We start from the raw sequence: 17,583 nt of genomic DNA on the forward strand, positions 1-17,583 counted from the left end.
AGCGCCGAGAATCGACGGTCCCCTGTTCCCTCTTTCAATGAGTGGTGATGACCATGCAGCATCCTGTGCGTACCGAACTCTGGGCCATCCTGCGGCTGGCGGGGCCGTTGATCGCTTCACAGTTGGCGCACATGTTGATGGTGCTGACCGACACCCTGATGATGGCGCGCCTCAGCCCCGAAGCCTTGGCCGGTGGCGGGCTGGGGGCGGCGAGTTATTCGTTCGTGTCGATTTTCTGTATCGGCGTGATCGCGGCGGTCGGCACCCTGGTGGCGATCCGTCAGGGCGCCGGCGACATCGTCGGCGCGGCGCGCCTGACTCAGGCCGGGCTGTGGCTCGCGTGGCTGATGGCGCTCGGCGCCGGACTGCTGCTGTGGAACCTGAAACCGGTGCTGCTGCTGTTCGGCCAGACCGAAACCAACGTCAATGCCGCGGGGCAATTTTTGATCGCCCTGCCCTTTGCCCTGCCCGGCTACCTGAGCTTCATGGCCCTGCGTGGCTTTACCAGCGCAATTGGCCGGGCGACCCCGGTGATGGTCATCAGCCTCGGCGGCACCGTGGCCAACTTCCTGCTCAACTACGCGCTGATCACCGGCCTGTTCGGCCTGCCGAAAATGGGCCTGACGGGCATCGGCCTGGTCACGGCGATTGTCGCCAACTGCATGGCGCTGGCACTGGCCTGGCACATCCGTCGGCATCCGGCCTACGACGCTTATCCGTTGCGCGCGGGCCTGTCGAGGCCGAACCGCCAGTATCTCAAGGAGTTGTGGCGCCTCGGCCTGCCGATTGGCGGCACCTACGCAGTGGAAGTGGGTTTATTCGCCTTTGCCGCCCTGTGCATGGGCACCATGGGCAGCACGCAACTGGGCGCGCACCAGATCGCCCTGCAGATCGTTTCGGTGGCGTTCATGGTGCCCGCGGGGATGTCCTACGCGATCACCATGCGCGTTGGCCAGCATTACGGCGCCGGGCAGTTGAGCGATGCGCGGATGTCCGGGCGGGTCGGCATCGTATTCGGCGCGGTGGTGATGTTGGGTTTCGCCATGGTGTTCTGGCTGTTGCCGAACCAGTTGGTCGGGTTGTTCCTTGATCACAATGACCCGGCGTTTGCTGAGGTGATTCGCCTGGCGGTGAGCCTGTTGGCGGTGGCGGCATGGTTCGAACTGTTCGACGGCACGCAGACGATTGCCATGGGCTGCATCCGTGGGCTCAAGGATGCCAAGACCACGTTCCTGGTCGGCCTCGGTTGCTATTGGCTGATTGGCGCACCGGCGGCGTGGTGGATGGCGTTCCACCTCAATTGGGGGCCGACCGGTGTGTGGTGGGGCCTGGCGCTGGGGCTGGCGTGTGCGGCGGTGAGCCTGACGCTGGCGTTTGAGTGGAAGATGAAGCGGATGATTCGGCTGGAGCCGGCGCCATCAAATCAATACACCGTCGCCCAGCCTGACTGAGTACCCTTGTAGGAGTGGGCCTGCTCGCGATGGCGGTGTGTCAGGCAATGATGATTTGTCTGATACACCGCCATCGCGAGCAGGCTCACTCCTACAAGGGATAGGTGTTTAGCCGACGATTTCGAGGGCTGGCTGCTGGCTTGAGCCGAACGTCAGGTACTCCACCAGCTCCGCCAACGGCAACGGCCGGCTGATCAGATAGCCCTGCACCTGATCGCAGCCAAAGCCACGCAACAGATCCAGCTGTTCGGGCGTCTCGACCCCTTCCGCCACCACTTCCAGATGCAGGTTGTGCGCAAGATTGATCATCGCGTGCACCAGTTTACGGTTCTCCTCACGTTGCTCCATGCCACCGACGAAGCTCTTGTCGATTTTCAGCAAGGTGATAGGCAGGCTGTTGAGGTGCACGAACGATGAGAACCCGGTGCCGAAGTCATCCAGTGAAAAGCGCACGCCGAGGCGGCCGAGGGCGTCCATGGTCTGCTTGACCAGATCGCTGCGGCGCATCACCGCGGTTTCAGTCAGTTCGAATTCCAGCCATTGCGCTTCAACGCCCCGCTCAGCGATCAAGCGACTCAAGGTCGGCAAAAGCTGACTGTCCTGAAACTGGCGGAACGACAGGTTGATCGCCATGTGCAGCGCCGGCAGGCCGCGCTCGCGCAAGGCCTGCATGTCACGCAGGGCCCGGGAAATCACCCAGTAACCCAGCGGCACGATCAAGCCGCTCTGTTCGGCCAACGGCACGAATTCACTCGGCGGCAGCAATCCGCGCTCGCCATGACGCCAGCGCACCAACGCTTCGAGGCCGACAATCTGGCCGTCCTCAAGATTAAGCCGTGGCTGGTAATGCAACTCCAGCTCATCGCGACGCAGGGCCCGGCGCAACTCGCTTTCGAGGTCAGCCATGCTCCGTGCATTGCGGTTGATGCGTTCGTTGAAGATATGGAAGGTGCAGCCTTGGGTGCTCTTGGCCTGCTGCATGGCGATGTGCGCGTGCCACATCAGCGGGTCGGCGCCACCTTGTGCGCGGGCATGGGCGATGCCAAGGCTGGAGCCGATCAACAGGCTTTCGCCGTCAACCCAATACGGCTCGGACAAAGCTTCAGTGATGCGTTCAGCCATCCACTCGGCGCGTTGCGGCGCACGGCGGGTGTCGATCAGCAGGGCAAACTCATCGCTGCCCAGGCGCGCCAGTTGATCACCGGCCTCCAGCTGGCCTTTCAGCCGCGCGACGACCTGCAGAATCAGACGGTCGCCAGCCTGATGGCCGAGGGCATCGTTGGCGTGACGGAAGTTGTCGAGGTCGAGATGCCCGAGGGCCACGCCACGCCCGTCGTTTTCCGCGAGGCGCGCCGTGAGCAGGGTCTGGAAACCCTGACGGTTGGCGATGCCGGTCAGCGGATCCTGTTCGGCCAGGCGTTGCAGGGTGTTTTCAAGAACGCCGCGTTCGCGCACGTGGCGCAGGCAACGGCGCAGCATGCCGGCGTCGAGGGCGTCGAACACCAGCCAGTCGCTGACGCCATCGGGCGCCGTAGCCGGTTCTTGATCCAGCAGCAACACCGTCGGCAGGCTGCAACGGCCCGGGGCCGGCTGCAACGCGGGAACGGTCAACAACACCGCATGGCGGTTGTCTTCGAACAAACTGCTGACCGACTCCCAGCTCGGCGCGCTGATCAGCACCGCCGCGCTCCCCATCGGAGCCAGACACTCGCGCAATAACGCTGTCCACGCTGGCTCTTCGGCCAGTAGCAGCAAACGCAAGGGTTCGACAGGCGTAGACAAGCTAGCTCCCTAGACTCTGCAATGATGTGGGCGGGGCATTATGCCGTTGCGATGTTCAATGACAACGATTATCAGAACGTTATTTTGTGTCACGAATGAGAACATTAGCCGCAAAATCACCGCGCATCCTCCGCGAAAGTAACAAAACCGGCAAATTTGAATCACGCGGTGCGTCACAAGTCGGAGAGAGCAGCACAAATCGCTGAGCCTGTTAAAATGCCGGCCCATTTCGTCAACGACTCCCGAATTTTCGTATGTCCCGACTCAATCCCCGGCAGCAAGAAGCCGTGAACTACGTCGGCGGCCCTCTATTGGTGCTCGCCGGCGCTGGCTCCGGCAAGACCAGCGTGATCACCCGCAAGATCGCGCACCTGATCCAGAACTGCGGCATCCGCGCCCAGTACATCGTCGCCATGACCTTTACCAACAAGGCCGCGCGCGAGATGAAAGAGCGGGTCGGCACCCTGCTGCGCGCCGGCGAAGGACGCGGCCTGACAGTCTGCACCTTCCACAACCTGGGCCTGAACATCATCCGCAAGGAACACGTGCGGCTGGGCTACAAACCCGGTTTCTCGATCTTCGACGAGACCGACGTCAAAGCCCTGATGACCGACATCATGCAGAAGGAATACGCGGGCGACGACGGCGTCGACGAGATCAAGAACATGATCGGCGCCTGGAAAAACGACCTGATCCTGCCGCCGCAGGCGCTGGAAAACGCGCGTAATCCCAAAGAACAGACCGCTGCCATCGTCTACACCCACTACCAGCGCACGCTCAAGGCGTTCAACGCAGTGGACTTTGACGACTTGATCCTGCTGCCGGTAAAACTCTTCGAAGAGCACGCCGACATTCTCGAAAAGTGGCAGAACAAGGTGCGTTACCTGCTGGTCGACGAATACCAGGACACCAACGCCAGCCAGTACCTGCTGGTGAAAATGCTCATCGGCAAGCGCAACCAGTTCACCGTGGTGGGCGACGACGACCAGTCGATCTACGCCTGGCGCGGTGCACGGCCGGAAAACCTGATGTTGCTCAAGGACGACTATCCGTCCCTGAAAGTGGTGATGCTCGAGCAGAACTATCGCTCCACCAGCCGCATCCTGCGCTGCGCCAACGTGCTGATCTCGAACAATCCGCACGAATTCGAAAAGCAGCTGTGGAGTGAGATGGGCCACGGTGACGAGATCCGCGTGATCCGCTGCCGTAACGAGGACGCCGAAGCCGAGCGCGTGGCCATGGAAATCCTCAGCCTGCACTTGCGCACCGACCGCCCGTACAGCGATTTTGCGATTCTCTATCGCGGTAACTATCAGGCCAAGCTGATCGAACTGAAGTTGCAGCACCACCAGGTGCCGTACCGTCTGAGCGGCGGTAACAGCTTCTTCGGCCGTCAGGAAGTGAAGGACTTGATGGCCTACTTCCGCCTGATCGTGAACCCGGATGACGACAACGCCTTCCTGCGCGTGATCAACGTGCCGCGCCGCGAAATCGGCTCGACCACCCTGGAAAAACTCGGCAACTACGCCACCGAACGCAAGATTTCGATGTACGCCGCCACCGACGAAATCGGTCTGGGCGAACATCTGGACAGCCGCTTCACCGATCGCCTGTCGCGCTTCAAGCGCTTCATGGACAAGGTGCGTGAGCAATGCGCCGGCGAAGACCCGATCTCGGCGCTGCGCAGCATGGTCATGGACATCGACTACGAGAACTGGCTGCGCACCAACAGCTCCAGCGACAAGGCTGCCGATTACCGGATGAGCAACGTCTGGTTCCTGATCGAGGCGTTGAAAAACACCCTCGAGAAGGATGAAGAAGGCGAAATGACCGTCGAGGACGCCATCGGCAAACTGGTCCTGCGCGACATGCTGGAGCGTCAGCAGGAAGAGGAAGACGGCGCCGAAGGCGTGCAGATGATGACGCTGCATGCGTCCAAGGGACTGGAATTCCCTTACGTGTTCATCATGGGCATGGAAGAGGAAATCCTCCCGCACCGCTCCAGCATCGAAGCCGACACCATCGAAGAGGAACGCCGCCTGGCCTACGTGGGCATCACCCGCGCGCGTCAGACCCTGGCGTTCACCTTCGCCGCCAAACGCAAACAGTACGGCGAGATCATCGATTGCGCACCTAGCCGCTTCCTCGATGAGCTGCCGCCGGACGATCTGGCGTGGGAAGGCAACGACGACACACCGACCGAAGTCAAAGCCGTGCGGGGCAATAGCGCACTGGCTGATATACGCGCGATGTTAAAGCGCTAGAATTGACCACTTTTTAAAGCTTAGGGCGCACAAGCGCTGAACGAGGACAGCTTCATGGAAGCACTGCACCAGAAAATCCGCGAACAAGGCATCGTGCTTTCCGACCAGGTCCTGAAGGTCGACGCCTTTTTGAACCACCAGATCGACCCGGCCCTGATGAAGCTGATCGGCGACGAATTCGCCACGCTGTTCAAGGATTCGGGGATCACCAAGATCGTCACCATCGAAGCCTCGGGCATCGCCCCGGCGATCATGACCGGTCTGAACCTCGGCGTGCCGGTGATCTTCGCCCGCAAGCATCAGTCCCTGACCCTGACCGAAAACCTGCTGTCGGCGACTGTTTACTCGTTCACCAAGCAGACCGAAAGCACCGTGGCCATCTCCCCGCGTCACCTGACCAGCAGCGACCGCGTGCTGATCATCGACGACTTCCTGGCCAACGGTAAGGCTTCGCAGGCGCTGATCTCGATCATCAAGCAGGCTGGCGCCACCGTGGCTGGCCTGGGCATCGTCATCGAGAAGTCGTTCCAGGGCGGCCGCGCCGAGCTGGATTCGCAGGGCTACCGCGTCGAATCGCTGGCCCGTGTGAAATCGCTGAAGGACGGCGTTGTTACCTTCATCGAATAAAGCCACACCGCAGCCCCCTTGTAGGAGTGAGCCTGCTCGCGATGGCGTAGTGTCAGTCGACATCTTGGTTGACTGATACACCGCTTTCGCGAGCAAGCCCGTTCCCACAGTTGTTTTGGGTCAGGCCGTTAGTGTGCGGTGGCCTTGGGGCCGAATGGCGTCGATACCTTCATCGAATAAAACCACACCGCAGCCCCTTGTAGGAGTGAGCCTGCTCGCGATGGCGTAGTGTCAGTCGACATCTTGGTTGACTGATACACCGCTTTCGCGAGCAAGCCCGCTCCCACAGTTGGTTTTGCGGTGGGCCGTTACTGTGCGGTGGCTTTGAGGCCGGTGAGCAGCAGGCGCTGGAACAGGTCTTCTTTCAGGCCTTCCGGGTTTGTCAGTTGCATGCGCTCCAGGTGCTCGGGGAATGTCGAGGCATCTGGTGCGTCGAGGGCTGCTTTGCCCAGCTCCAGAATTTCCGTGAGTTTGAACTTGCTCTTCAGCCAGTTCAGCGCCCGCAGCAGATCCCGCTCGATCACCGTGAAATCACAGCCCAACGGATACTCCGGAAACAGATTCGGATGCCTGGCGGCAATCGCCTGCAAACGCTGCGGCGTGTTCTCGGCAAAGCGTGGATCGAGATGGAAATCCTTCGGCAGCTTGCCGACCTTTTGCGCTTGCTCGATCAGCCCCTGTTGGAAACGGGAATCGCTGATGTTCAACAGAGACTCGATCACCACCGCATCGGATTTACCGCGCAGATCGGCGATGCCGTACTCGGTGACCACGATGTCCCGCAGATGTCGCGGGATCGTGCAGTGGCCGTACTCCCAGACGATGTTCGAACTGACCTCACCGCCGGACTCGCGCCAGCTGCGCAGGATCAGAATCGAGCGCGCATCGTGCAGCGCGTGCCCCTGGGCAACGAAGTTGTACTGCCCGCCAACGCCGCTGAGCACCCGCCCGTCTTCCAGTTGATCGGCCACCCCCGCGCCCATCAGCGTCATGGTGAACACGGTGTTGATGAACCGTGCATCAAGTCGCTGTAAGCGCTTCAATTCTTCCTGCCCGTACAGCTCGTTGATGTAGCTGATGCGGGTCATGTTGAATTCGAGGCGCTTGCTCTGCGGCAACTCACGCAGACGCTCATAGAAACTGCGCGGGCCGAGGAAGAAACCGCCGTGCACCGAGATGCCATCGGTTTGTGCAGTTTCATCAAGAGTGCCGGCGTTGGCCTGTTCCTGGGTCTGCACGTCGGGGTAGACCTTGCGCCGGATGATCCCGGCGTCCACCAACACCAGCAGGCCGTTGACGAACATTTCGCTGCAGCCATACAGGCCTTTGACGAATGGCGCGGTGCCGCCCTCGCGTTCGATCAGTTGCGCCCACTGGCTGAGGTTGAGGTCGTTGAGCAAGGCCTGATAACCGAGGTTATCGGCTTGCCGCGCCAGCAGTGCGGCGGTCAGCGCATCGCCCATCGAGCCGATGCCGATCTGCAAGGTGCCGCCGTCGCGCACCAAGGTGCTGGCGTGCAGGCCGATGAAGTGATCCTGAAAGCCCACCGGCATGTTCGGCGTGGAAAACAGCGTGCTGCTGTCCTTCGCGTCGATCAGCAGGTCGAAGGTGTCGATATCGACTTCGGCATCGCCGGGCATGTACGGCAACTCGGTGTGCACCTGGCCGACCAGCAGGATGGTTTCCCCGATGGCGCGGCGCTTGGCGATCATCGGCAACAGGTCGAGGGTGATGTCCGGGTTGCAGCTCAGACTCAGGCGGTCGGGGTGTTCGCTGCTGCTGGCAAGCAATTGCGCCACCAGGTTCAGCCCGGCGGCGTTGATGTCGCGGGCGGCGTGGCTGTAGTTGCTGCTGACGTAATCCTGCTGGGCCGGCGCGCTGTTGAGCAGGCTGCCAGGTTGCATGAAAAACTGTTCGATGCGGATGTTGGCGGGCAGGCTGTCACGCTGCAGGTCGGCGAGGAAATCGAATTCGGGGTAGTCGCCGAATACGCGCTCGACGAAGGGTTCGATGAAGCGCTTCTGCAAACCGTCTCCCAGATTCGGCCGCCCCAGGCACAGTGCGGTGTAGATCGTCAGTTGCCGCTCGGGCAGGCCCTTGATGCGCCGGTATAGCGCGTTGACGAAGTGATTGGGCTTGCCCAGTCCCAGCGGCATGCCCATGTGGATATGCGCCGGCAAGCGTGCGAGCACCTCGTCCACTGCCTGTTCGATCGAACACAACTGCACCATCTGAAGCCTCCTGCCCGTTCCGTGAATAGAGGTAGACCGAGCTTGCCTTGAGTTTGCTGCAAAGGACAGCCCGCGCCGCGAATCGCGGGCACAAAAAAACCGTCCGAAGACGGTTTTTTTCGTCAGAAGCGTGGCTTATTTCAGGCCGGACATCTTCTGGATCGCGCCTTCGAGGTCTTTCTCCTCGCAGTCACTGCAGGTACCTTTTGGTGGCATGGCGTTGAGCCCTTTCAGCGCAACTGCCGCCAACCCGGCAGCGGTGCCACCTTCTTTGTCAGCACGTTTTTTCCAGTCAGCTGCATCACCGATTTTAGGTGCGCCCAACAGGCCAGTGCCATGACAAGCATTGCAGTGCTTGGCAATGATCTCATCCGGAGTTTTAGCTGCGCCACCGCCGCCAGCGGAGGCTGCGACTTCCATCCCTTTGCATTCCTGCCCCTGAACGCACACCTGGCCGACCGGCTCGAGGCGTTTGGCAATGTCGTCATTCGTCGCAGCTTGAGCGCTGACAGCCCAGAGGGCCAGTACGGTTGCTGGTGCGGCCAGCATTTTCATAATTAGGTTCACGCGTTCACCCTCAATGGTGGCTATTCACGCCTGCGGCCACGGTTCGCAGGCGGGCGCAAGTATAGCGGGTAGCCCGCCACACTGAAACAACCCCATAGTCGAAGGGGTTATACCGCGCTGTGGAAAACTCTTCGGATGCCTTCGCCGTCATGGCTTGGCGCCTCTATCTTCAAAAATTCGCCGGCGTGGCTGCGCTGATTAGTCGCGCAGGCAAGTCGAACGGATTACGGAAACGATGCGGCTTGGTACTTTCAAAGTAGTAGCTGTCGCCGGCTTCGAGAATAAAAGTTTCCAGACCCACCACCAATTCCAGACGACCTTCCACCAGAATCCCGGTTTCTTCGCCCTCATGGGTGAGCATTTCTTCGCCGGTATCAGCACCCGGCGGGTAGATTTCGTTGAGGAACGCGATAGCCCGGCTGGGGTGCGCGCGGCCGACCAGTTTCATGGTCACGGCGCCGTCGGAGATGTCGATCAGCTCGTTGGCCTTGTAGACGATCTGGGTCGGGATTTCCTGCAGGATTTCTTCGGAAAAGAACTCGACCATGGACATGGGGATGCCGCCCAGCACCTTTCTCAGCGAACTGATCGAAGGGCTGACACTGTTCTTTTCGATCATCGAAATGGTGCTGTTGGTGACGCCCGCGCGTTTGGCGAGTTCACGCTGGGAAAGCCCTTTGAGCTTGCGGATCGATTGCAGTCGTTCACCGACGTCCAAGGCGGGAGCCTCCTGATGTTGTAAGAATATTGAGCGTTATCATGGCGACAGCGTTCAGTATTTACAACACTTGGCCCCCCGCAGCGGCGTCAAGCCTCGGAATAGAGCCTTGGCACGCGACGCAAGTTGCAGAAAATCTGGTACGGGATGGTGTCCGCCCACTGCGCCACTTCGCTGGCGAGGATGTTTTTGCCCCACAGCTCGACGGTCGAACCGAGGCCGGCGTCCGGCACATCGGTGAGGTCGATGCAGAGCATGTCCATCGAGACGCGGCCGAGAATCCGGCTGCGTTTGCCGGCGACCAGCACCGGCGTGCCGGTCGGTGCCTGACGCGGGTAGCCATCGGCGTAACCCATGGCGACCACGCCGATACGCATCGGTTTGTCGGTGATGAATTTGGCGCCGTAGCCGATCGGCTCGCCAGCGGGCAGCTCACGCACACAGATGACTTTCGATTCGAGAGTCATCACCGGTTGCAGGCGCTCGGCCACAGCGTTGGCTTCTTCGAACGGGGTCGCGCCGTACAGCATGATGCCCGGGCGCACCCAGTCGCTGTGAATCTGCGGCCAGCCGAGCACGGCCGGCGAGTTGCGCAGGCTGACTTCGGCGGCGAGGCCCTGACGTGCAGCCTCGAACACCGCGACCTGATCGGCGCTGCTCTGTTCGTGCAGCTCATCGGCGCGGGCGAAGTGGCTCATCAGCACGATCTTCGCCACTTTGCCGCTGGCCCGCAGGCGTTGATAGGCCGCCGCGTAATCCTTCGGATGCAGACCCACGCGGTGCATGCCCGAATCGAGCTTGAGCCACACGGTGATCGGTTTGCTCAAGGCCGCCTGCTCAATCGCTTCGAGCTGCCACAGCGAATGCACCACGGTCCAGAAATCGTGCTCGACGATCAGTGCCAGCTCATCGGATTCGAAGATACCTTCGAGCAACAACACCGGGGCCTTGATGCCGGCCGCGCGCAACTCCAGCGCCTCCTCGATGCAGGCGACGGCAAACCCGTCAGCCTCAGCTTCCAGCGCCTGGGCGCAACGCACCGCGCCGTGACCATAGGCATCAGCCTTGATCACCGCCAGCGCCTTGGCGCCGGTGACTTCGCGGGCAATTCGGTAGTTGTGACGCAGGGCTTGAAGATCGATCAGGGCACGGGCAGGACGCATGGCGGCAGGCTTCTAGGCGGTCATGGGAAGAAAAACCGGCGCCGACTGACGACGTGAACCGCCAACAGCGCCGGGAGAGGGATATTTACAACGGTTACGGCAGCGCAGCGACGATAGAGATTTCTACCAGAATGCTCGGCTTGGCCATCTTCGCTTCGACAGTGGCACGGGCCGGGGCGGCGCCTTTGGGCAGCCACTGGTCCCACACCGAGTTCATTCCGGCAAAGTGCGCCTCGATGTCGTTCATGTAGATCGTCGCCGACAACAGATGCTGCTTGTCAGTCCCGGCCAGATCCAGCAAACGCTCGATATTGGCGAGCACGTCGCGGGTCTGCTGTTCGACCCCGGCGTTGAAGTCGTCGCCGACCTGCCCGGCCAGATACACGGTGCCGTTGTGGGTGACGATCTGACTCATGCGCTCATTGGTGAGCTGGCGCTGGATTGCCATGTTTTGCGGACTCCTGAGGCTTGTTGCCGTAACGGGAAATATCGAGGCCTTCGGCGCTGATCTGCGGCTTTTTCTTCGCCATCAGATCGGCCAGCAAACGACCGGAACCGCACGCCATGGTCCAACCCAGGGTGCCGTGGCCGGTGTTGAGGAACAGGTTCTTGAACGGCGTGGCGCCAACGATCGGCGTGCCGTCCGGGGTAGTCGGACGCAGACCGGTCCAGAAGCTCGCCTCAGCCAGATTGCCGCCCTGAGGATAAAGGTCGTTGACGATCATCTCCAGGGTTTCGCGTCGACGCGGGTTCAGCGACAGGTCAAAACCGGCGATCTCCGCCATGCCGCCGACGCGGATGCGGTTGTCGAAACGGGTGATCGCGACCTTGTAGGTCTCGTCGAGAATGGTCGAGGTCGGGGCCATGTCCGGGTTGGTGATCGGCACAGTCAGCGAGTAACCCTTGAGCGGATACACCGGGGCCTTGATGCCCAGCGGCTTGAGCAGTTGCGGCGAATAGCTGCCGAGGGCCAGCACGTAGCGGTCGGCGGTTTCCAGTTTACCGTCGATCCATACGCCGTTGATGCGGTCGCCAGCGTAGTCGAGGCGCTGGATGTCCTGGCCGAAGCGGAATTCCACACCGAGTTTCACGGCCATTTCGGCCAGGCGCGTGGTGAACATCTGGCAGTCGCCCGTCTGGTCGTTCGGCAGGCGCAGGGCACCGGCGAGGATGTCGGTGACATTGGCCAGGGCCGGTTCGACGCGGGCGATGCCGGCGCGGTCGAGGACTTCAAACGGCACGCCGGACTCTTTCAGCACGGCGATGTCTTTGGCGGCGCCATCAAGCTGGGCCTGAGTGCGGAACAGTTGGGTTGTGCCGAGACTGCGGCCTTCGTAGGCGATGCCGGTTTCGGCACGCAGTTCGTCGAGGCAGTCGCGGCTGTACTCGGACAGACGCACCATGCGCTCCTTGTTCACCGCGTAACGGCTGGCGGTGCAGTTGCGCAGCATCTGCGCCATCCACAGGTATTGATCGATGTCGGCGGTGGCCTTGATCGCGAGAGGGGCGTGGCGCTGCAGCAGCCACTTGATCGCCTTCAGCGGTACGCCCGGCGCAGCCCACGGCGAGGCGTAGCCCGGCGACACCTGGCCGGCGTTGGCGAAACTGGTCTCCATGGCCGCAGCGGGCTGCCGGTCGACCACCACCACTTCAAACCCGGCACGGGCCAGATAGTAAGCACTGGCGGTACCGATGACGCCGCTACCCAAGACCATTACGCGCATTTTTGTATCCCTCATCGCGGCAGGGCCGCGTACGTCTGTTGTTAGAGCAATGATGCGCGCAGTGTAAAAAAGATTGGCCAGTGCTTTTCACTGTATAAGCGCCTATATTTGGCGACAATTCTCGGCAAAAACCCTTTTCACGGAGGCGCATCCCCTATGCGTACCAACACTCAGACCAAACGTGAGCTGGACAAGATCGACCGCAACATCTTGCGGATCCTGCAGGCGGACGGGCGGATATCGTTTACCGAACTGGGGGAAAAGGTCGGTCTGTCCACCACGCCATGTACAGAGCGGGTGCGGCGGCTGGAGCGCGAGGGGATCATCATGGGCTACAACGCCCGACTCAATCCGCAGCACTTGAAGGGTAGTCTGCTGGTGTTCGTCGAGATCAGCCTCGACTACAAATCCGGCGACACTTTCGAAGAGTTCCGACGCGCAGTGCTGAAATTGCCGCATGTGCTGGAGTGTCACCTGGTTTCAGGGGATTTCGACTATCTGGTGAAGGCGCGTATTTCCGAGATGGCCTCGTATCGCAAATTGCTCGGCGACATTCTGTTGAAGCTGCCGCACGTGCGGGAGTCGAAGAGCTATATCGTGATGGAAGAAGTGAAAGAGAGCCTGAGCCTGCCGATCCCGGATTGAGATTGGTGGTGCCTGACCCGGCCCCATCGCGAGCAGGCTCCACTCCTACATTTGGAATGCGTACCCTTGTAGGAGTGAGCCTGCTCGCGATGGCGTCGACTCGGTTCCGAGTGACCCCTTCAAACCAACACCTGCCGATTCGCCGCCATGTACTCGAAGATCTGCTTTTCAACCCGCGGATGAATCAGCTCCACCGGCCGCCTCTCATTCGGGCAAGGCAAGGTTTTGGTGGTACCAAACAACCGGCAGATCAACGGCCGCTCTTCATACACCGTGCAACCATTTGGCCCCAGGTGCACACAGTTCAGCTCCTCCATCGCCGCATCCTGCTCAGCGCGGGTCTTGCGCGGCAGGCGCGACATCTCTTCCGGCGAGGTGGTCACCGGACCGCAACAGTCATGGCAGCCCGGCACGCAGTCGAACGAGGGGATCTGCTGACGCAGGTCGCGGATTGTCTGGCGGTTGCAGCTCATCGAAACGGTAACCCACATGAAATAGGCGGCGATTGTGCCGCAAAAGCCGTGATCCAGACAGCAACGGCCGACCAGTGTTGCCCGTCTTCAGGCGTGCGGCTTATGCTCCGTCAAATTTTCTCGACACTCAGCCGTTGGATGACGCCCATGAATGCCCGCGCCCACACCCTCGCGAGCCAACCCCACGTTGCCTCCTATTACGCCGCCAGCAGCCTGCCGCAACCGGATCATCCGCAGCTGCAAGGTGAAGTGATAGCCGACGTGTGCGTGGTCGGCGGCGGGTTTTCCGGGCTGAACACCGCACTGGAACTGGCCGAACGCGGCCTCAGCGTGGTGTTGCTGGAAGCGCACAGGATCGGCTGGGGCGCCAGCGGTCGCAACGGTGGGCAGTTGATTCGCGGGGTCGGTCACGGCCTCGATCAGTTCACTAACGTCATCGGCGCCGACGGTGTACGCCAGATGAAACTCATGGGCCTGGAAGCCGTGGAAATCGTCCGTCAACGCGTCGAACGTTTTCAGATCCAGTGCGACCTGACCTGGGGCTACTGCGACCTCGCCAACAAACCTGCCGACCTCGAAGGTTTTGCCGAAGACGCCGAAGAGTTGCGCGGCCTCGGTTATCGCTACGAAACCCGCTTGCTGCAAGCCGACGAGATGCACACGGTGGTCGGCTCCAAACGCTACGTCGGCGGTTTGATCGACATGGGTTCCGGGCATCTGCATCCGCTTAACCTGGCGCTGGGCGAAGCCGCCGCCGCGCAACAACTGGGCGTCAAACTGTTTGAACAGTCGGCAGTCACGCGCATCGATTACGGCCCTGAAGTTCGTGTGCACACCGCGCAAGGCTCAGTGCGTGCCAAAACGCTGGTGCTCGGCTGCAACGCCTACCTCAATGATCTGAATCCGCAACTCAGCGGCAAGGTCCTGCCCGCCGGCAGCTACATCATCGCCACCGAGCCGTTGAGCGAAGCCCAGGCCCACGCCCTGCTGCCGCAAAACATGGCGGTCTGCGACCAGCGGGTGGCGCTGGATTACTACCGGCTCTCGGCGGACCGGCGTCTACTGTTCGGCGGCGCCTGCCATTACTCGGGGCGCGATCCGAAGGACATCGGCGCGTACATGCAGCCGAAGATGCTCGAAGTCTTTGCGCAATTGGCCGGGGTGAAGATCGATTATCAGTGGGGCGGGATGATCGGCATCGGCGCCAACCGTCTGCCGCAGATTGGCAGGCTCAATGATCAGCCGAACGTGTATTACGCCCAGGCCTATTCCGGGCACGGGGTGAATGCCACGCACTTGGCGGGCAAGTTGCTGGCCGAGGCGATCAGTGGCCAGCACAGTGGTGGGTTCGACCTGTTTGCCAAGGTGCCGCACATCACCTTCCCGGGCGGCAAGCATTTGCGCTCGCCGTTACTGGCGTTGGGGATGTTGTGGCATCGGCTCAAAGAGTTGGTCTGATTGATCGTTCCCACGCTCTGCGTGGGAATGCATCCAGTGACGCTCTGCGTCACAGCGGACGCTGAGCGTCCGGGGCGGCGTTCCCACGCAGAGCGTGGGAACGATCGGTGGTTGTCAGATCCGCCAGAACGGCTTCAACCCCTCCTCCTGCGCCTGCTCGCGGGTCAGCCCGACATCCTTGAGCTGCTCCGGCGTCAGGTTCAGCAATGCCTTGCGCGTGTGCAGACGATGCCAGAACAGGCCCCAGCGACTCAGGCCGGACGGCGCGTTGCGCAACATCTCATTGCGCGCACCGTCCCTCTGCCCTGCCTCCAGTTCCTGACTGTGTAACGTCAGCCGCACATCGCTCAAGCCGTTCATTTTTGTCGCTCCTGTTTACTTGGGTAGCCAGAGATTCCATGATGCGCGGGTCAGTAAAAGCATTACAGATTCAACACATCTGTATTAACCCCATACAGATTTGCCGTACCTGAGACTGAATCACCGATTTTTGCCGCATCTGTACTGGTTTAACGAATCACCTGCATCGAGGCAGTCCCATGACCCTGTATGTGAACCTCGCCGAGCTGCTCGGCACCCGCATCGAACAAGGCTTCTACCGTCCTGGCGATCGCCTGCCTTCGGTGCGCGCCTTGAGCGTAGAACACGGTGTCAGCCTGAGCACGGTGCAGCAGGCCTATCGCATGCTCGAAGACAGCGGCCTGGCAACGCCGAAACCCAAGTCCGGCTACTTCGTGCCGGTCGGTCGCGAGCTGCCGGAGCTGCCTGCTGTCGGGCGTCCGGCGCAGCGGCCGGTGGAGATTTCGCAGTGGGATCAGGTGCTGGAACTGATTCGCGCGGTGCCGCGCAAGGACGTGGTGCAACTGGGTCGCGGCATGCCCGATGTGACCACGCCAACCATGCAACCGCTGCTGCGCGGACTGGCGCGAATCAGCCGTCGCCAGGACATGCCCGGCCTGTATTACGACAACATCCACGGCACCCTTGAGCTGCGCGAACAGATCGCCCGACTGATGCTCGATTCCGGCTGCCAGTTGAGCGCCAGCGACCTGGTCATCACCACCGGTTGCCATGAAGCGCTGTCCACCAGCATCCACGCGATCTGCGAGCCCGGCGACATCGTCGCGGTGGATTCGCCGAGCTTTCACGGCGCCATGCAGACGCTCAAAGGCCTGGGCATGAAAGCCCTGGAAATCCCCACCGACCCGCTGACCGGCATCAGCCTCGAAGCACTGGAACTGGCGCTGGAGCAATGGCCGATCAAGGTCATCCAGATCACGCCCAACTGCAACAACCCGCTGGGCTACATCATGCCGGAGTCGCGCAAACGCGCCCTGCTCAACCTAGCGCAGCGCTACGACGTGGCGATTATCGAAGACGACGTGTATGGCGAACTGGCCTACACCTACCCGCGTCCACGCACGATCAAATCCTTCGACGAAGATGGCCGCGTGCTGCTGTGCAGTTCGTTTTCCAAGACCCTGGCGCCGGGGCTGCGCATCGGTTGGGTCGCGCCGGGACGTTATCTGGAGCGGGTGCTGCACATGAAATACATCAGCACCGGATCGACCGCGCCGCAGCCGCAGATCGCTATTGCCGAGTTCCTCAAGGCCGGCCATTTCGAACCGCATTTGCGGCGGATGCGTACGCAATACCAGCGCAATCGCGACATGATGATCGATTGGGTCACGCGGTACTTCCCTGTCGGCACCCGCGCCAGCCGACCACAAGGCAGCTTTATGCTGTGGGTCGAATTGCCGGAAGGTTTCGACACGCTGAAACTCAACCGGGCGTTGAATGATCAAGGCGTTCAGATTGCCGTCGGCAGCATCTTTTCCGCTTCGGGCAAGTACCGCAATTGCCTGCGGATGAACTACGCGGCCAAACCGACAGCGCTGATCGAAGAAGCGGTACGCAAGGTGGGGGCGACAGCGATCAAACTGCTGGCCGCAGCCGACTAATCGATCTGAAACGTTCCGTGGCCCTCGAATCGCCTCAGGTCGGCCACCCGGCTTGAGGCGTCCGCCACTTGGGCATCGATCTCGAGCTCCACTTGCAGATACCGTCCCTGCGCAATAGCCGCTCCGCTCCAGGGCACGATACGCGCTCCCGGCGCTAACAGATTCGCCTCGACTGGCTGACCGCCTTCCAGCCGCCACTGCACCGCCACGCCATCCAGGCGTGCAGCCACAATCCGCACTTGCAACGTGCCAGCCTCCCAGCGATAGCCTCGAGCGCCCGCTGCCGGCGCGACAAAGGACCATTTGATCGGACGAATTTGCGGGCACTGGATGCGCAAATGCACATTGCGCAGGCCAAACCCTGCGCCCTGCGCCCCTGCAAAATGCAAGAGTTCGGCGCGGGTGGTGGCGCCGAAATCCACGGTCGCTTGCGACAGATCCACCTCACATGCAGCGTTCGCCCAGGCGCAGGCACAGGCAAAACAAGCCGGCAATACGGCAATAACCCAAGGTTTCATG

The 17,583-nt window shown here is 61.3% G+C and carries 16 protein-coding genes; 6 read left to right on the plus strand and 10 right to left on the minus strand.

Annotated elements, in window-relative coordinates:
• The first annotated feature begins 53 nt into the window (after positions 1–53).
• Positions 54–1,451 carry a NorM family multidrug efflux MATE transporter gene (locus tag QMK55_RS12405; protein WP_320330253.1) on the plus strand — a complete coding sequence of 466 codons (1,398 nt, stop codon included), beginning with the start codon at positions 54–56 and terminating at the stop codon, positions 1,449–1,451.
• Positions 1,452–1,559: 108 nt separating this feature from the next.
• Here the strand turns inward: QMK55_RS12405 and QMK55_RS12410 are convergent, their stop codons facing one another.
• A complete protein-coding gene (locus QMK55_RS12410) occupies positions 1,560–3,233 on the minus strand; it encodes a bifunctional diguanylate cyclase/phosphodiesterase (RefSeq protein WP_320329268.1) in 1,674 nt (557 codons plus the stop codon).
• 254 nt (positions 3,234–3,487) lie between these two features.
• On the opposite strand from QMK55_RS12410, the gene rep reads away from it, so the two are divergent.
• Together rep and QMK55_RS12420 are read left to right on the plus strand one after the other, a co-directional pair.
• Positions 3,488–5,497, plus strand: a complete 2,010-nt coding sequence (rep, locus tag QMK55_RS12415; RefSeq protein ID WP_102354771.1) for a DNA helicase Rep — start codon at positions 3,488–3,490, stop codon at positions 5,495–5,497.
• A gap of 54 nt (positions 5,498–5,551) precedes the next feature.
• Complete coding sequence (locus QMK55_RS12420) at positions 5,552–6,124, plus strand: xanthine phosphoribosyltransferase (RefSeq protein WP_025113230.1); 573 nt, start codon at positions 5,552–5,554, stop codon at positions 6,122–6,124.
• A 308-nt stretch (positions 6,125–6,432) separates the two neighbouring features.
• On the opposite strand, the gene QMK55_RS12425 is transcribed toward QMK55_RS12420, so the two are convergent.
• From QMK55_RS12425 to dadA, 6 genes are all read right to left on the minus strand, one after another.
• Positions 6,433–8,355: an acetyl-CoA hydrolase/transferase C-terminal domain-containing protein gene (locus tag QMK55_RS12425; protein ID WP_320329269.1), complete on the minus strand. Its 1,923-nt coding sequence runs from the start codon at positions 8,353–8,355 to the stop codon at positions 6,433–6,435.
• A gap of 135 nt (positions 8,356–8,490) precedes the next feature.
• A complete protein-coding gene (locus tag QMK55_RS12430) occupies positions 8,491–8,910 on the minus strand; it encodes a c-type cytochrome (RefSeq protein ID WP_102359139.1) in 420 nt (139 codons plus the stop codon).
• Between the two features lie 181 nt (positions 8,911–9,091).
• Positions 9,092–9,640 carry a cupin domain-containing protein gene (locus QMK55_RS12435; protein ID WP_025112726.1) on the minus strand — a complete coding sequence of 183 codons (549 nt, stop codon included), beginning with the start codon at positions 9,638–9,640 and terminating at the stop codon, positions 9,092–9,094.
• 89 nt (positions 9,641–9,729) lie between these two features.
• Positions 9,730–10,803 carry an alanine racemase gene (gene alr, locus QMK55_RS12440; protein WP_320329270.1) on the minus strand — a complete coding sequence of 358 codons (1,074 nt, stop codon included), beginning with the start codon at positions 10,801–10,803 and terminating at the stop codon, positions 9,730–9,732.
• A 94-nt stretch (positions 10,804–10,897) separates the two neighbouring features.
• On the minus strand, positions 10,898–11,251 hold the full coding sequence (locus tag QMK55_RS12445) for a RidA family protein (RefSeq protein WP_320329271.1): 354 nt from the start codon (positions 11,249–11,251) through the stop codon (positions 10,898–10,900).
• Positions 11,223–12,527, minus strand: a complete 1,305-nt coding sequence (dadA, locus tag QMK55_RS12450; RefSeq protein ID WP_102359137.1) for a D-amino acid dehydrogenase — start codon at positions 12,525–12,527, stop codon at positions 11,223–11,225. Before dadA ends, QMK55_RS12445 begins: the two co-directional genes overlap by 29 nt.
• A gap of 156 nt (positions 12,528–12,683) precedes the next feature.
• Between dadA and QMK55_RS12455 the strand changes: the two genes are divergently transcribed.
• Complete coding sequence (locus QMK55_RS12455; RefSeq protein WP_003177284.1) at positions 12,684–13,172, plus strand: Lrp/AsnC ligand binding domain-containing protein; 489 nt, start codon at positions 12,684–12,686, stop codon at positions 13,170–13,172.
• Between the two features lie 119 nt (positions 13,173–13,291).
• Here QMK55_RS12455 and QMK55_RS12460 read toward each other — a convergent pair whose 3' ends face one another.
• A complete protein-coding gene (locus tag QMK55_RS12460) occupies positions 13,292–13,645 on the minus strand; it encodes a YkgJ family cysteine cluster protein (RefSeq protein WP_102358975.1) in 354 nt (117 codons plus the stop codon).
• Positions 13,646–13,792: 147 nt separating this feature from the next.
• Here QMK55_RS12460 and QMK55_RS12465 point away from each other — a divergent pair, with 147 nt between their 5' ends.
• Entirely contained in the window at positions 13,793–15,103 is a 1,311-nt protein-coding gene (locus tag QMK55_RS12465; RefSeq protein ID WP_320329272.1) for an FAD-binding oxidoreductase, read from the plus strand.
• 114 nt (positions 15,104–15,217) lie between these two features.
• Here QMK55_RS12465 and QMK55_RS12470 read toward each other — a convergent pair whose 3' ends face one another.
• Positions 15,218–15,463 (minus strand): DUF1127 domain-containing protein, encoded by a 246-nt coding sequence (locus QMK55_RS12470; protein WP_102356268.1) that lies wholly within the window; start codon positions 15,461–15,463, stop codon positions 15,218–15,220.
• 179 nt (positions 15,464–15,642) lie between these two features.
• On the opposite strand from QMK55_RS12470, the gene QMK55_RS12475 reads away from it, so the two are divergent.
• A complete protein-coding gene (locus tag QMK55_RS12475) occupies positions 15,643–17,064 on the plus strand; it encodes a PLP-dependent aminotransferase family protein (RefSeq protein WP_320329273.1) in 1,422 nt (473 codons plus the stop codon).
• On the opposite strand, the gene QMK55_RS12480 is transcribed toward QMK55_RS12475, so the two are convergent.
• Entirely contained in the window at positions 17,061–17,582 is a 522-nt protein-coding gene (locus QMK55_RS12480; protein WP_320329274.1) for a hypothetical protein, read from the minus strand. The genes QMK55_RS12475 and QMK55_RS12480 overlap by 4 nt on opposite strands.
• Between the last annotated feature and the right edge of the window lies 1 nt (position 17,583).

Source organism: Pseudomonas sp. P8_229 (assembly GCF_034008635.1).
GTDB lineage: Bacteria > Pseudomonadota > Gammaproteobacteria > Pseudomonadales > Pseudomonadaceae > Aquipseudomonas.